Source organism: Pseudomonas sp. AB6, from assembly GCF_034314105.1.
In the GTDB taxonomy this organism is placed as follows: domain Bacteria; phylum Pseudomonadota; class Gammaproteobacteria; order Pseudomonadales; family Pseudomonadaceae; genus Aquipseudomonas.
This window is the reverse complement of the sequence record NZ_JAVIWJ010000001.1, coordinates 592,075-606,944: the sequence shown is the minus strand read 5'-3', so window position 1 is coordinate 606,944 and position 14,870 is coordinate 592,075. Positions and strand designations below refer to the sequence as shown.

The following is a 14,870-nucleotide window of genomic DNA, read 5'->3' as shown; positions in this document are numbered from 1 at the left end:
ATCGATAATGAGTATCATTATGTTACTCATTGGCATGCGCGTTACCGGCGCTGCGCATTAAAGTCACCTTCCTGAATTACGTGGTGAAACATGCTTGTTCCTTTTCTGATTATGCTGCGCGAAGGCATTGAAGCCGCACTTATCGTTGGCATCATCGCCAGTTACGTAAAGCAAACCGGGCGTGGCGAGTGGATGCCGGGCGTCTGGATCGGAGTATTTCTCGCTCTGGCGCTGGCCCTGATGGTCGGGGGTGGTCTGGAAATAATGAGCGCGCAGTTTCCGCAGCGTCAGCAGGAAATGTTTGAAGGTATCGTCGGCATGATTGCGGTCGTGATCCTGAGCTCCATGGTCTTCTGGATGCGCAAAGTGGCGCGCTCAATCAAGCATGCCTTGCACGCGTCGCTTGACGCGGCACTCTCCAATTCGAAAAACCAAATCTATGCACTAATTGCCATGGTGTTTTTTGCCGTGGCACGTGAAGGGTTGGAAACCGTATTTTTTCTGATGGCGGTGTTCCAGCAGAGCGACAGCGCAGGAGCACCGATAGGCGCCCTTTTGGGAATGCTCCTTGCAATTGGAGCGGGTTTCGCCATCTACAGCGGCAGCATGCGTTTGAACCTGAGTCTGTTCTTCCGCTGGACCGGCCTGTTTATTCTGGTGGTCGCTGCCGGCATCCTGTCCACCTCCGTGAGAGCGATGCATGAAGCCGGGCTGTGGAATCACTTACAGACCGTGGTCTTCGATATTAGCGCTACGTTACCAATGGATGGGCCGCTGGGATCGGTGTTAGCCGGCATGTTTGGTTATCAGGACGCCCCAACGATCAGCACGCTCAGCGTTTATTGGATCTACCTGATCGCCGCCCTGGTGCTGTTTTTTCTGCCGCAACCACGGGCGGCTAGCCTGCCAACCAAGCCTGGACATCATCAACACCCCTCTTGTCTAACGAATAAATAAGGGCACCCATGTCGAATCTTCCCTCTGGGCTTCCTAAGAAAGCCAAGCCTGCCCACGTCTTGCGATTGGCGGTCGCTGGCTCTGTGGTCGTTATGATCGCGGCCGGCGGGCTGTTTTACTACGCGTCTCAGGCCGCGATGCACAAGCGTCAGGCCAGTAGCAGCGCTGAAGTAATAGTCACCATTCACCCTCATAACTGTGAGCCGAATGCGTTGAGCGTCCCGGCAGGACGAACTACGTTTCGTATCGTTAACCGTTCAGAACGTGCGGTTGAATGGGAAATCCTCGACGGCGTTATGGTCCTCGAAGAGCGCGAGAATATTGCGCCCGGTTTAAGTGCAGTGATCAACGCCAACCTCAAGCCTGGTGACTACACCATTACCTGCGGTTTGCTCAGTAATCCGCATGGCACCATGAAGGTAATTCCGACCGCCGCTTCCGACGCCTTCGCCAAGGCCAAGCCCACTCTGGTTGCGTTCCTCGGACCGCTGTCGGAATACCGGGTGTACCTGAGCCTGCAAAGCTCGGCGCTGCTCAAGGCGATTACTGCGTTGCAAGCCGCTGTCGATGCCGGCGATTTGAGCCAGGCGCAAGCAGCCTATCTGCCCGCCCGCGCTGCCTATCAGCACATTGCACCTGCAACCCAGCGGTTTTCCGAAGTCGATAACGCCGTCAATGCCCGAGCCTATTACTACGAGAAACGCGAGCAAGACCCCGATTTCGGTGGCTTCCACCGCATCGAGTACAGCCTGTTCGACCAACATACCGTTGAAGGGCTGAGCCCAGTGGTGCAGAAGCTACAAGCTGACGTCACCCGTCTCAAGCAACAAATGCTGGCGCAATCAATGCAGCCCGAGCAACTGGTCGGCGGCGTCATTCACACGCTGCGCAGCCTCGCAGACCTTCGCAGCAACGGTGAAGAAGAACGTTACAGCCACAGCGATCTTAATGGCTTTGCTGCCAACCTGGACGGCGCCCGAAAGGTGATCGAGCTAATGCGGCCGCTGTTGGTCATGTCTCACCTCGACCTTTTACAGCGCATCGACAGCGCCACCGCCGCACTGGATGAGCAACTCAAGGAGTTCAGCATTGACGGCGTTTTCCGCCCGTACGACCAAGTCTCGGCCGACCAGCGTCAGCAGGTATCAGCCAAGGCCCAGACGTTAGCCGATGCGCTCGCTGGAATTGATCCGGCACTAGGTCTATCGGATCTCTGAACACCGGCCTCTCGATTTTGAATTAAAGCGAAGACGTATCCCATGAAAGATTTAAAGAACACCGATGCTCCAGAGTCAGTTCAACGCCGCCGAGTGCTTATGGGTCTTGGCGCGGCAGGTGCTGCGTTGGCCGGTGGCAGCTTGAGCGGCAACGTTTTGGCAGCCACTCAGGCAAAAGTGACCGAAGCACCACTCAGCGAGCAGACCCATGATCACCACGACTTCTACGGGCGTCATCAAACCGGAATAGTTACCCCGCGCCCGGCTGCCGGCATGCTGGTGTCGTTCGACGTATTGGCCACTGATCGTGAAGACCTTGAGCGCCTGTTTCGTACGTTGAACGAACGCATCGCATTTCTGATGACCGGTGGCGCCGTGCCTCAGATCGACGCCAAGTTTCCACCCACAGATTCGGGCATCCTCGGCCCGGTGGTGACTCCAGACAACCTGACGGTCACAGTGTCCGTAGGCGCCTCTTTATTCGATGGGCGTTTCGGTCTTGCAGCAATCAAGCCCAGGCGCCTTATTGAAATGGTCGGCTTCCCCAACGACGCTCTGGAACCTGATTGCTGCCATGGTGACCTGAGTATTCAATTCTGCGCCAATACCCCGGACAGCAATATCCACGCCCTGCGCGACATTGTGAAGAACATGCCGGATTTACTGTCAGTGCGTTGGAAGCAGGAAGGTACCGTGCCAGCGCAACCGCCGCTCAAACCGGGCCAACCGGCCGAAAGCGCACGCAACTTTCTCGGTTTTCGCGATGGCTCGGCCAACCCTGATTCCAACGACCAAAAAGCCATGGACGTCCTGGTATGGGTGCAACCCGACTCCGATGAGCCTACTTGGACCGCGAACGGCAGTTACCAAGCAGTTCGGATTATCCGCAACTTCGTTGAACGCTGGGACCGGACGCCGCTGCAGGAACAACAAACGATTTTTGGCCGGCACAAGGTCACCGGCGCCCCTCTGGATGGCAAGCGAGAGAGCGACGAACCTCAATATGCTGCCGACCCCGATGGCAAGGTGACCCCTATGGATTCTCACATCCGTTTGGCTAATCCGCGTACTGCCGCTACCGAACGCAATCGTATTCTGCGTCGCCCGTTTAACTATTCCAACGGCGTGCGCAAAAACGGCCAGCTCGACATGGGCCTGCTGTTCATCTGTTACCAGTCTGATCTGGAAAAAGGTTTCATCAGCGTGCAGACCCGCCTCAACGGCGAGCCGCTGGAGGAGTACCTCAAGCCTATTGGCGGCGGTTACTTCTTCACCCTGCCTGGTGTTGTCAGTACTCAGGACTACATAGGTCGTTCGCTGCTTGCCGCTTCCACATCGGCAAAAAGTGCATGACTCATAACAAACCTACCCGGAAATACCCCATGAAAAAATCGCCGTTCGTAATGATGTTTACCCTTGGCTTGCTCCAGACTCCATTCGTTTTCGCGGCAACGGCGCCGCTGGATTTGGTGGGGCCTGTTTCCGACTACAAAATCTACGTTATCGAACAGCTGGACATTCTGGCCGTTGATACCCAGAAGTTCACCGACGCCATCAAAAAAGGCGACCTGGCTACCGCCAGGAAGTTGTACCCGACAACCCGCGTTTCGTACGAATCCATAGAGCCTGTCGCCGAACTGTTTGACGACCTCGACAAGTCCATCGACTCTCGTGTCGATGACCACGCTGACAACGTAGATGCCCCCGACTTCACTGGCTTCCACCGCATCGAATATGCCCTGTTTGCCAAGAATACGACCGATGGCCTCAGCGACTTGGCTGAAAAACTGAATAACGACATAAAAGAACTGCAAACCCGCGCAGCCGATCTGACGTTCCAGCCTGAAAAAGTCGTTGGCGGTGCTGCTGCATTAATGGAAGAAGTTGCCAATACCAAGTTGTCTGGCGAAGAAGACCGGTACAGCCACACAGACCTTTATGACTTCGAAGGCAATGTCAACGGGGCGAAAAAAATCGTCGACCTGTTCCACGCGCAAATTGAACAGCAAGACAAGGCCTTCGCTGCCAAGGTCGATAAAAACTTCGCTTCGGTCAATAAAATCCTGGCCAAGTACAAAACAAAGGACGGCGGTTATGAGACGTATGACAAAGTGAGCGCCAAAGACCGTAGGGCAATGGTTGGTCCGGTTAACACCCTTGCAGAAGACCTGTCCACATTACGTGGCAAGTTGGGTCTGAACTAAGTTCCGACAGGCTGCATTCTGTTTTTGGATGCAGCCGATCCAGACTTCCGGTCTACCTTTCTGCAGTCAGACCCGAAGTAGATGCGGCAAGCTTAGTATCAACTCCCGCTAAACCAGTTATAACCCTGATCTTCCCAATACCCACCTTGGTACTCATTCGTCACAACCAGCTCGACGATATGTTTGGGATTTTTGAACCCTAGCTTAGTGGGTACCCGCACTCGCAACGGATAACCATAATCTGGAGGCAGTGCCACTTCACCAAAGTCCAGCGCCAGCAAAGTCTGCGGATGCAACGCGGTGGGCATGTCCAGGCTTGAGTAATACTTGTCTGCGCATTTGAATGCTACGAACTTGGCCGTGGTGTCTGCACCGATGTGCTCAAGAAAGGTCCGCAACGGCACCCCGCCCCACTGCCCGATCGCACTCCAGCCCTCGACACAAATCAGCCGCGTCACATCGGTGCGTTGCGGCAATTTGCGCAAACCGTCCAGAGACCAGGCTTGTTTATCCCGCACCAACCCGGACACCGCCAGGCTATAAGTCGACAGGTCTATTTCGGGGACGTTGTATTCGGCATAAAAAGCATTAAACGGAAACGGGTTGGTGACTTTCGACTTATCGTAAGTGGGCGCCAGGCGTTGCCCGCTGAACAGCCAGGCTTGAACACGGTCGTTCCAGCGCGACATGGCCCAGAGGGTTTTATCCACGGCGTCGTCGCCTTCAAAGTTGCAACCGGTAAGCATCGACACTGCGCCGAGGGTCAGGCCAGCACGCAGGAAAGAGCGACGTTGAATTTTGAATAATTGCGTCTGCTGCGCCGGCTCTAGAATGATGCGAGGGGGGCGTTGCTTAGGGTCAGTCATTGGAATTCTCCCGGGTACCGCCGGTAATCATCGGCATAAAGGTGCGCGGAACCAACAGCACCAGCACCAAATGAACGACGACAAACGCGCCGATCCCGGCCATGGCGCCAAAGTGTACGTAGCGAGCGAAGTCGTATCCGCCGAACAGGTTGGCCAGCACCTGAAGCTGTATCGGTTTCCAAATGGATAACCCAGACAAGACCACCAACACCCCCAGCGCCATCACGATCCAATAGGACAAGCGCTGCACTGCGTTATAACGCCCGTGTTGGTGCGCCAGACGAAAACGCAGAGCGTCGATGAAGTCGCGTTTTACCGCGCTGGGGGTGACGGGCAATAAATCGCTTTTGAAATGGCGGCTGAACACGCCATACAACATGTAGGCCAGACCGTTGATCACCAGTAGCCACATCACTGCTAAATGCCAGCCAATTGAGCCACCGAGCCAACCGCCCAAGGTGATGCTGCGGGGAAAGCTGAAGGGAAAAAGCGGCGATGCGTTATAGATCCCCCAGCCACTCATGAACATGCCAACCATGCCCATCGCGTTCAGCCAATGCGTGAGTCGCACTGGCCAGGGGTGGATACGTCGAGTGCTCATGACTGCCTCCGGGGGGGGAACTTTGAAAATGGCTTCGCCAATAAGTTGGCTCCTACAGAATAGGCCTGTAGGAGCCATCGTGCTGGCTGAGCAGTCATTACATCGGTGGCGCGAAACCGTTTTTGCCAACTGCAACACCGCGTGCGGTTTTACCGTCTTCGCCCGGGAACACAACGATCTTGGCACCGGCAACCAGTTGGGCACGCTCACCTGGCTGAACATACGCGATAGGCACGTCATCCGGCACAACCAGTTGCTTCTCGCCGCCTTTGTACATAACGGTCATGGTACGGCCGTTGGTAGTGGACAGTTTACCCACGGTGCCATTGGTCATGGTGCCGGTGCTGCCATCAGCATTTTCCCAACCGTAGTGACCTTCGCCGCTGCCTTTCAGGCTGGGTTCGAAGACCGTTACTTCCAACGCTTTCAAGGTGCCGTCTGGCTGAGCGGTAGCCGCTGAGCCAACGAAACTCTCAGGTTTTATCGAATCCAGGCCAGTTTTTGAAATCACCCGAATCGCTGTTTTATCGGTTAGCGCGATGGACTCATGCTTGCCAGCCCGGTCGGTAAAATTCAAGGTATTGGCCTGCACGCTATCGATGGTACCGCGCATTGGTTTGACGACCGGCATGTCTGCTGCTTGAGCCATGACGGCCGCGCTAAGCAAAAGAAGGCCAAATGTAGTGGACAGTGCATTCTTCATGTCATTACCTGGTTGTGGTGAATTGGCAATCATCATCCCCCCCGAACCGGCTCTGTACCATGACTGGCAAATGACATTTTTGTCATTTGCCGCTGCCTGGAACCGGATGACAAAAATGTCACCAACGCCCGTCCGGCACTTGGTTAAACTCCGGAACCGCCGCGTGTTTGATATCCGCAAAACCCGTCGGTCATGCCCAACGCGCCTCGTTGGAAGGAGCCAAACGATGCACATTTTGCTGATTGAAGACGACACCAAAACCGGCGAGTACCTAAAGAAAGGCCTTGGCGAGTCCGGCTATAAAGTCGACTGGGCGCAACATGGCGCCGACGGCCTGCATATGGCCTTGGAACAGCGTTACGATTTGATTGTGCTTGACGTCATGCTGCCAGGCATTGATGGCTGGCAGATCATAGAAGTGCTGCGCGCTAAACAAGATGTGCCGGTATTGTTCCTGACTGCCCGAGATCAGTTGCAAGACCGTATTCGCGGGCTTGAACTGGGTGCAGACGATTACTTGATCAAGCCGTTCTCCTTCACCGAACTGCTGCTGCGCATTCGCACTGTGCTGCGCCGAGGCGTAGTCCGCGAGCCGGACCATTTTCATATCGCCGATCTTGAACTGGATCTCTTACGCCGTCGCATCACCCGTCAGCAACAGGTTATCGTGCTGACCAACAAAGAGTTTGCACTGCTGCATCTTCTATTGCGCCGCGAGGGCGAGGTATTGTCCCGGGCGCAAATAGCCTCAGAGGTCTGGGACATGAATTTTGACAGCGACACCAACGTGGTGGATGTAGCAATCAAACGACTGCGTAGCAAAATCGATTTGCCCTACCCGGTAAAACTCATTCATACCGTGCGTGGCATCGGTTACGTCTGCGAGGTACGACCGTGCGCGCCCGACGCCAGCCATCCCTGACTCTGCGCGCCTCGCTGGCGTTCGCGTTGGTGGCCATGCTCACCGTGGCAGGGGCCGGGCTGTACCTATATGAGTCAATGAAAGAAACCGTAATGCTGCGAAGTGACCACGCAGTGCTTGCGCGGCTCGATCACTTTCGAAAATTGTTGCGTTACGACCTGACGCTAGACAAGTTCAAGAGCAGCCCGCAACTGTTCGAGAACATGCTCGACAGCGAAGAAGACATTTTTATCATTGGCGAGCCGGGCAAACCGCCGGTGATATCAGTGAATCCGCTGCACGCCCCACTGCCGAATTTGCCCGTGGCAGGGCAAGACCGGGCCTTGAATGACGCCGACTTACGCAGCGGTATGAGCCAGGAAGGCGTACCGTTGCGTGCTGCATCGACCCAAGTACTCTCAGAAGGAACGCAAGTGCAGTTGGTGGCGGCCCACGTGATGGTTAAGGAAATGGCCATGCTTGCCAGCTTCCGCCAACGCATTTATGCCGCCGTGACCTTGGCTTTCGTCGTCACCGCCCTCCTCGGTTATCTGTTACTGCGCCGTGGGTTGCGGCCCTTGCGGCGAATGGCGGCCCATGCAGCCGATATCACTCCGGCCCGGCTCGACAGCCGTCTCGACGGGCGAGATACGTCTGTCGAATTACACCAGCTATCCGAAGCGTTCAACGCCATGCTCGATCGGTTGTCGGAAGGCTACCAGCGCTTGACGCAGTTCTCCGCTGATTTAGCCCATGAAATCCGCACCCCGGTGGGATCGTTGATGGGCCATTGCCAAGTGGCGCTAAGGCAGACCCGCAGCGTTGATGAATACCAAGCGCTGCTGGCCTCGAATCTGGAAGAGCTGGAGCGCATCTCGCGGCTGGTGGAAAGCATCCTGTTTCTCGCCCGGGCCGACGAAGCTCAAGCCGTGCTTGAGCGGCAACCGTTGAATCTGGAAACCGAAATGCAGAGGGTAGCCGGGTATTTTGAAGGCTTGGCCGACGAGCGCCAACTGACAATCCACACCACGGGCGGCGGCATGCTACACGCTGACCCGATCCTATTGCGGCGGGCGCTGAGTAACCTCGTCGCCAACGCGATTCGTTATGCCGATGAAGGCAGCGAGATCGTGGTGGTAGTCGAACAACGTCACCGTGAATGGCTGATCCAGGTTGAAAACCAAGGCCCGGTGCTGGCCGCTGCGGCTCTGACCAAACTCTTCGACCGCTTCTATCGTGGCGACGCCTCCCGCCACCAAAGCTCCGACTCCAACGGCCTTGGCCTGGCCATTGTTGCGGCAATCATGCACCTGCACGGCGGAAGGGTGGAAGTGACCCAGCCGGCGAACGGGCGGATTCGGTTTGCGTTGGGGTTTCCGGCCAACGAACTGTAGCTTGCACGCGACTCTGAAGGGACCGAACTCATTAGGGAAGCGGGGTATCTGGCACAACGCCCCAAGCCTTTCGCGAATGAACCCGCGCTAGCGCTCATACCGCCGCACCACGCTGCTCACCCCCAAAATATGGCCTTTGATGGCGGTGCGCAATTCATCACCACTCAAACCGGGCTTCAGCGCATCGTGGGCTAAATCCAAGGCGTACAGTTGGATTACATAATGATGCGCACTGTCTCCTGGTGGCGGACACGGGCCCATGTAACCGGTGGTGCCGCGTGTATTGATTCCGCCCGCCCCTTCAAGCTTCGACTCGCCGCCGGCCCCCAACACGATCTGCCCGAGGCTAAACGGCAGGCCATAACGCAGCCAGTGATCAACGCCCAAGCCCATCTGCCCATCTGGGTCATGCAACACCAACGCAAAACTTTGCGTGCCCTTGGGCGGATTGCTCCAGTACAGCGCCGGCGAAACGTTCTTGCCCCCGCAACCATTGGCACTGGCGGCGTTATCCGCGGAGAAAAACGCGTTGTCTTCTGCGTCGGGCATGCTGAGGGTGAAACGTGGTTGGGCGGCCTGCGCAGTGAATTGCAAACACAGCGCCATCGCACCGGCGGTTAACCAGGTGTGGGTAAGACGTTTTCGGAATGAACGACTCATGCAGGTCACCTGTCGATTGAACGTATTCGGAACATCACGCACTGCTGATGGACAGTTGGACTGTAGACCCCCGTGCAAATTCATCTCGTCAGTCCGCAAAAATGCCGGTTGACGTCATAGCAACACTGTTACAAGATATTAGTTAGCGTCCTAATAATATCACCTTCAACTATTTCTACCGGCAACGCGATGACCCTAGATTTACTGCAAATGAGCATCAGCCGGAGCATCGTCGCGGCCTCTCGCCACTGGCGTAGGATTTGCCAGAACACGCTAGTCAATTACGGCATCTCCGAAGCCTGCGCGATGCCGTTGCTGATGATCCTGCGTCTGGGTGATGGCGCGCGCCAAGTGACTGTAGCTCAGGCTGCCGGACTTGAAAGTCCGTCATTGGTGCGTCTGCTTGATCAATTGTGTGCCGCCGATATCGTCTTGCGCACCGAAGACCCCGCTGACCGCCGCGCCAAATCTTTGAGCCTGACAGACAGTGGTCGAACGCTGGCGCTCTCCATCGAAGACGAACTGAAAAACCTGCGCCGCAAGGTGCTGAAGAACGTTGAAATCGGCGATTTGGAAGCCACTCTGCGGGTGTTGCACGCATTCGAAGAAGCTGGCCATCAGGACGCGGAGTGGCTGCCTTGAAAGGTTTTTTTGCTAGCGTACCGCCCGCACGCGACTGGTTCTTCGGCCTTCGCACTTTCGTCGCGTCGATGGTGGCGTTGTACATCGCCTTAATCATGGAACTACCTCGGCCGTATTGGGCCATGGCCACGGTGTACATCGTATCTAGCCCGTTTGTTGGCCCGACCAGTTCCAAAGCGCTGTATCGCGCTATCGGCACATTTGCCGGAGCGGCAGCGGCAGTACTTTTCGTACCCCTGTTTGTGCAAACCCCCATTTTGTTGGCAATTGTGATTGCCCTGTGGACCGGAACATTGCTGTTCCTTTCGCTGCATTTACGCACAGCAAATAGCTACGCCTTGATGCTGGCCGGCTATACCCTGCCGCTGATTGCGTTTCCAGTGGTGAATAACCCGATGGCGGTGTTCGACATCGCCGTGGCGCGCACGGAAGAGATTTTTCTCGGCATCGTTTGTGCCGCCGTGATTGGCGCCATGTTCTGGCCCCGACACTTGGCCCCAGTGGTAATGGACACCACCAACAAATGGTTCGCTGATGCCTCTGCTTATAGCGATCGCTTTTTGAGCCGTACTCACCAGTCTGAAGAGATAGGCTCACTGCGCGCGGCCATGGTGGGCAGTTTCAATTCCCTGGAGCTGATGATCGGCCAGTTGTCCCACGAAGGCGTGCATTCACAAAGCGTGCGCAACAGTAAAGAATTGCGTGGTCGGATGATTCATTTGCTGCCGGTTATAGATGCGTTGGATGACGCCCTCTGGGCCATAGAGCGGCGCACCCCCGATCTGCTGGCGCATCTGAAATTAGCGCTTGAAGATGCTCGTGCCTGGTTGACAAACACCCATGAAAACGCCTCTCCAGAGAAGTGGAAAGCGTTACGCGCCACGCTTGAACAGTTGCAACCAAGCCCGGAAAGACTCGATGATCGACATCAGTTGCTGTTGTCCAACGCCTTGTACCGGTTGAACGAATGGGTGGATTTATGGCAAGACTGCCGCAGCCTGCAACATGCCCTGCGCACTGATGACCAATCACCATGGCGCGCCGTGTATCGGCACTGGCGTCTGGGTCGACTGACACCCTTTCTGGATCGCGGCCTGATGTTGTATTCGGTACTTTCCGGAGTCGCGGCGATCATCGTCGCCTCGGTACTGTGGATTTTATTGGGCTGGCCCGAAGGCGGCAGCGCCGTGATTCTTGCGGCCGTGGCCTGTAGTTTTTTCGCCGCCATGGACGACCCTGCCCCGCAGATTTATCGCTTCTTTTTCTGGACCACGGTGGCGGTAATCCTGGCCAGTCTGTACCTGTTTTTGGTGCTGCCAAATATCAACGACTTCCCGATGCTGGTCCTCGCATTCGCTGTCCCGTTTATCTGGATCGCTACGCTGACCGTGCAGCCGCGCTTCTACCTGGGCACCTTGCTGACGCTGGTCAATACGGCAACCTTCATCAGTATTCAGGGCACCTACGACACCGACTTTCTGGTTTTTATCAACAACAACCTAGCGGGCCCGATTGGCCTCCTGTTTGCGTTTGTCTGGACCCTGGTGGTGCGGCCGTTCGGGGTTGAATTTGCAGCCAAGCGCCTGACGCGTTTCGGTTGGCACGACATTGCCAGCCTCAGCCAGCCGGGGACGCTCAATGAGCACAGGCTGATGGCCGTGAAAATGCTCGACCGCTTGATGCAGCATTTGCCGCGCCTGACCATCACCGCTCAAGACACCGGCATCGCCCTGCGCGAGTTGCGCGTGACCCTCAATTTGCTGGATTTACTGGCGTACTTGCCCCGTGTTCATCCCGCGCCGCAAGCGCTGTTGCGGCAAGTGATCAATGACGTCAGCGCTTATTTTCAGGCATGCCTTGATGCTCGAGAACGCTTGCCTGCACCCAAAGGCCTGTTGAACACCATGGATCGGGCGCGGCGTTCAATGACATTTGACGGGATGGGCGATGACCCCACCCGCATCCACTTACTGCACGCGCTCAGTGGTCTTCGTCTGGCACTGCTGCCTGGCGTCGAGATCGTGAAGGCTGGCGAATTTGCAGAGCTACCGCCCTATGGGCTCGACGGAGCACCGTTATGATCGGTGATGTGGACATCAGTGGCATCTTTCTCCCCACGCTGCTGGTGGTGATGGGTATCACCTACGCGCTCTACCTGGGGGTGCATGCGCTGCTCAACCGCGCCCACTTTTATCGTCTGGTCTGGCACCGGGCTTTGTTCAATGTAGGTCTATACGCTCTGCTGCTCGGCGCTGTGGATACTCTCAGTCGATACCTGATGAAATGAAAAAACCTCTACTGACATTGGGCCGCGTGGTCCTGACCCTGCTGATTGTTATTTTTGCCTCGGTGGTTGTTTGGCGCATGGTGATGTACTACATGTTCGCGCCTTGGACCCGGGACGGGCACATCCGCGCCGATATCGTTCAGATCGCCCCGGACGTTTCCGGGCTGATCCAACGCGTGGAGGTTGTGGATAACCAGGTGGTGAGCAAAGGCCAGGTGCTGTTCGTTATCGATCAGGACCGTTTTCGGCTGGCCCTGCGCCAGGCGCAAGCCACGGTCGCGGAACGCCAGGAGGCTTACGAGCAGGCCCGTCGCGAAAACAAACGTAACCGGGGCTTGGGCAATCTGGTTGCCCAGGAACAACTGGAAGAAAGTCAGTCCCGCGAGGCCCAAGGCCTGGCCGCATTAAGCCAAGCCCAGGTGGCAGTAGACGCGGCGAAGCTAAATTTGGATCGCTCGGTAATTCGCAGCCCAGTGGACGGCTACCTCAACGACCGTGCGCCGCGAGCACAAGAGTTCGTCAGCGCCGGTCGTGCGGTGTTGTCGGTGGTGGACGGCTCATCGTTTCATATCGACGGCTATTTTGAAGAAACCAAACTGTCCGGCATTCACATCGGCCAGGCTGTGGATATCCGTGTGATTGGCGATCCCACCCGCTTGCGTGGTCATGTGCAAAGCATCGTCGCCGCTATCGAAGATCGTGACCGCAGCAGCGGTTCCAATCTGCTGCCCAACATTAATCCGGCGTTCAGTTGGGTGCGTTTGGCGCAACGAATTCCGGTACGAATCGCCTTTGACAGCGTGCCCGAAGACTTCCGCATGATTGCCGGCCGCACTGCAACAGTATCGATGATCGACGATGCCAACCTTGCTACTCAGGACGCTAAAAATAAGGAAGCCGCGAAATGAAGCCCGGCGCCCGTCTAACCGCTCTCGCGCTGAGCTTGCTGTTATCGGCCTGCCAAGTGGTCGGCCCGGATTATCACTTGCCCAAAGACGCCGCCCTCAATCGCCCGGATCTACAGGGCGAACTGGCCGGCAAAGGCGCCGATGTGATCTCGGCACCGGTGGAGCAAGACTGGTGGCGGCTGTATCAGGATCAGCGCCTTAACCAGCTGATTCAGCAAGCCATAGCCACCAATACGGACTTGCGGGTAGCGGCGGCCAATCTATCGCGCGCACGCATGCAGGTAGAAGAAGCCCAAGCCGCTGGCGGCTTCCACAGCAGCGTGAAACTCGGCGCGCAACGGCTGCAGGAGTCAGGCGAAGCCTATCTGCTGACTGAAAAAGTCCCGGTGACCAATGTCGCTGACGTTGGCATCAGTACCTCATATCAATTCGACCTGTTCGGCACCCTGCAACGCGGAATCGAAGCCGCTCAGGCCAATGCCGATGCAACCCAGGCCGCGTCCGACACCGCTCGGATTACCTTGGTGGCCGATGTGGTGCGGGCCTACGCCCAAGTCTGCGCGGCCAATGAAGAACAAGGCATCGCTCAGCAATCGTTGGATTTGCAGCGCGAAAGCTTGAAGCTGACCCAGCGTCTTCGCGACGCGGGCCGCGGCGATGAGACTCAGGTAACGCGTTCGCAAACGCAGTTCAAATCCTTGGGCGCCGAGCTACCTCGCTACACTGCCGCGCGCCAAACCGGGTTGTTCCGTTTGTCGATGCTGTTGGCCAAACCCCTCGACCAATTGCCGGCTGGCGTTGCGACCTGTGCCCAACTGCCACACATCGCGCAGGTCATGCCAGTGGGTGATGGCGCCGCGCTGCTCAAACGTCGGCCCGACGTGCGCCAGGCTGAGCGTCGCCTCGCGGTTGCGACGGCCGATATCGGCGTGGCCACGGGCGAGTTATACCCGGACATCAGCATCGGCGCGACGATTGGCACCGTTGGCATCCTCGACGACTTGGGTAAGCAGGCCACCAACCGTTGGGGCTTTGGCCCGTTACTGAGCTGGAACGTCCCGTCGAATGGTTCCCGGGCGCGCATTCACGAAGCCGAAGCCTCGACCCAGGCTGCCTTGGCGCGGTTTGACGGGACCGTGTTGAATGCGATCCGCGAAACCCAGACCAGTCTGGCGCAATACACCGCCCTGCTGGAACGCCGCGACGCGTTGGCCGATGCGCAACAATCGGCGCAACAGGCGGCGCAGCAGACACACCGTTTCTTTCAGGCCGGACGGGCGTCATTCCTCGCCGACCTACAGGCCACCCGCACCTACACCGATGTGCGGGCGCAACTGGCGTCAGCCAATACCCAAGTCGCCATGGGCCAGATCGACTTGTTCCTGGCGTTGGGGGGTGGTTGGGAGAGTGCGCGTAACAAGTGAAAGGGGTCAGTTAAGATTCTGGAGATGCCCAAATTTTTGTAGGAGCTGCCGAAGGCTGCGATAAGTCCGATGGACCTTCGCCAACACTCATCCCAACGCTTAAACT

15 protein-coding genes are annotated in these 14,870 nt (G+C 56.9%); 11 read left to right on the top strand and 4 right to left on the bottom strand.

Annotated features, from left to right (window positions below; all coding sequences use genetic code 11):
- Positions 1 to 90 precede the first annotated feature (90 nt).
- The 4 genes from efeU to efeO (RGW60_RS02800) are packed head-to-tail and all read left to right on the top strand — an operon-like array spanning position 91 to position 4,378.
- Positions 91 to 957, top strand: a complete 867-nt coding sequence (gene efeU / locus RGW60_RS02815) for an iron uptake transporter permease EfeU (RefSeq protein WP_322201941.1) — start codon at positions 91 to 93, stop codon at positions 955 to 957.
- An 8-nt stretch (positions 958 to 965) separates the two neighbouring features.
- Positions 966 to 2,174, top strand: coding sequence for an iron uptake system protein EfeO (gene efeO / locus RGW60_RS02810; RefSeq protein ID WP_322201939.1), 1,209 nt, complete (start codon positions 966 to 968; stop codon positions 2,172 to 2,174).
- 42 nt (positions 2,175 to 2,216) lie between these two features.
- Positions 2,217 to 3,527, top strand: a complete 1,311-nt coding sequence (gene efeB / locus RGW60_RS02805) for an iron uptake transporter deferrochelatase/peroxidase subunit (protein WP_322201937.1) — start codon at positions 2,217 to 2,219, stop codon at positions 3,525 to 3,527.
- A 29-nt stretch (positions 3,528 to 3,556) separates the two neighbouring features.
- The gene (efeO, locus tag RGW60_RS02800) at positions 3,557 to 4,378 is read left to right on the top strand and encodes an iron uptake system protein EfeO (RefSeq protein WP_322201935.1); all 822 of its coding nucleotides are present in this window, start codon (positions 3,557 to 3,559) and stop codon (positions 4,376 to 4,378) included.
- A gap of 98 nt (positions 4,379 to 4,476) precedes the next feature.
- On the opposite strand, the gene RGW60_RS02795 is transcribed toward efeO (RGW60_RS02800), so the two are convergent.
- The 3 genes from RGW60_RS02795 to RGW60_RS02785 form a co-directional block, all read right to left on the bottom strand.
- The gene (locus tag RGW60_RS02795) at positions 4,477 to 5,244 is read right to left on the bottom strand and encodes a molybdopterin-dependent oxidoreductase (RefSeq protein ID WP_322201933.1); all 768 of its coding nucleotides are present in this window, start codon (positions 5,242 to 5,244) and stop codon (positions 4,477 to 4,479) included.
- Positions 5,237 to 5,845, bottom strand: coding sequence for a cytochrome b/b6 domain-containing protein (locus RGW60_RS02790; RefSeq protein ID WP_322201931.1), 609 nt, complete (start codon positions 5,843 to 5,845; stop codon positions 5,237 to 5,239). The genes RGW60_RS02795 and RGW60_RS02790 overlap by 8 nt, the downstream gene beginning before the upstream one ends.
- A 97-nt stretch (positions 5,846 to 5,942) precedes the next feature.
- Complete coding sequence (locus RGW60_RS02785; RefSeq protein WP_322201929.1) at positions 5,943 to 6,548, bottom strand: hypothetical protein; 606 nt, start codon at positions 6,546 to 6,548, stop codon at positions 5,943 to 5,945.
- A gap of 226 nt (positions 6,549 to 6,774) precedes the next feature.
- Between RGW60_RS02785 and RGW60_RS02780 the strand changes: the two genes are divergently transcribed.
- Together RGW60_RS02780 and RGW60_RS02775 are read left to right on the top strand one after the other, a co-directional pair.
- Positions 6,775 to 7,470, top strand: coding sequence for a heavy metal response regulator transcription factor (locus tag RGW60_RS02780; protein WP_322201927.1), 696 nt, complete (start codon positions 6,775 to 6,777; stop codon positions 7,468 to 7,470).
- 35 nt (positions 7,471 to 7,505) lie between these two features.
- Entirely contained in the window at positions 7,506 to 8,843 is a 1,338-nt protein-coding gene (locus RGW60_RS02775; RefSeq protein WP_322206832.1) for a heavy metal sensor histidine kinase, read from the top strand.
- A gap of 87 nt (positions 8,844 to 8,930) precedes the next feature.
- Here RGW60_RS02775 and RGW60_RS02770 read toward each other — a convergent pair whose 3' ends face one another.
- Positions 8,931 to 9,503: a YbhB/YbcL family Raf kinase inhibitor-like protein gene (locus RGW60_RS02770; protein WP_322201924.1), complete on the bottom strand. Its 573-nt coding sequence runs from the start codon at positions 9,501 to 9,503 to the stop codon at positions 8,931 to 8,933.
- A gap of 189 nt (positions 9,504 to 9,692) precedes the next feature.
- Between RGW60_RS02770 and RGW60_RS02765 the strand changes: the two genes are divergently transcribed.
- The 5 genes from RGW60_RS02765 to RGW60_RS02745 are packed head-to-tail and all read left to right on the top strand — an operon-like array spanning position 9,693 to position 14,764.
- Entirely contained in the window at positions 9,693 to 10,145 is a 453-nt protein-coding gene (locus RGW60_RS02765; protein ID WP_322201922.1) for a MarR family winged helix-turn-helix transcriptional regulator, read from the top strand.
- Entirely contained in the window at positions 10,142 to 12,226 is a 2,085-nt protein-coding gene (locus RGW60_RS02760) for an FUSC family protein (RefSeq protein WP_322201920.1), read from the top strand. The genes RGW60_RS02765 and RGW60_RS02760 overlap by 4 nt, the downstream gene beginning before the upstream one ends.
- Positions 12,223 to 12,432, top strand: a complete 210-nt coding sequence (locus RGW60_RS02755) for a DUF1656 domain-containing protein (protein WP_322201918.1) — start codon at positions 12,223 to 12,225, stop codon at positions 12,430 to 12,432. Before RGW60_RS02760 ends, RGW60_RS02755 begins: the two co-directional genes overlap by 4 nt.
- Positions 12,429 to 13,340 (top strand): HlyD family secretion protein, encoded by a 912-nt coding sequence (locus RGW60_RS02750; protein WP_322201916.1) that lies wholly within the window; start codon positions 12,429 to 12,431, stop codon positions 13,338 to 13,340. The genes RGW60_RS02755 and RGW60_RS02750 overlap by 4 nt, the downstream gene beginning before the upstream one ends.
- Positions 13,337 to 14,764, top strand: coding sequence for an efflux transporter outer membrane subunit (locus RGW60_RS02745; protein ID WP_322201914.1), 1,428 nt, complete (start codon positions 13,337 to 13,339; stop codon positions 14,762 to 14,764). Before RGW60_RS02750 ends, RGW60_RS02745 begins: the two co-directional genes overlap by 4 nt.
- Positions 14,765 to 14,870 lie beyond the last annotated feature (106 nt).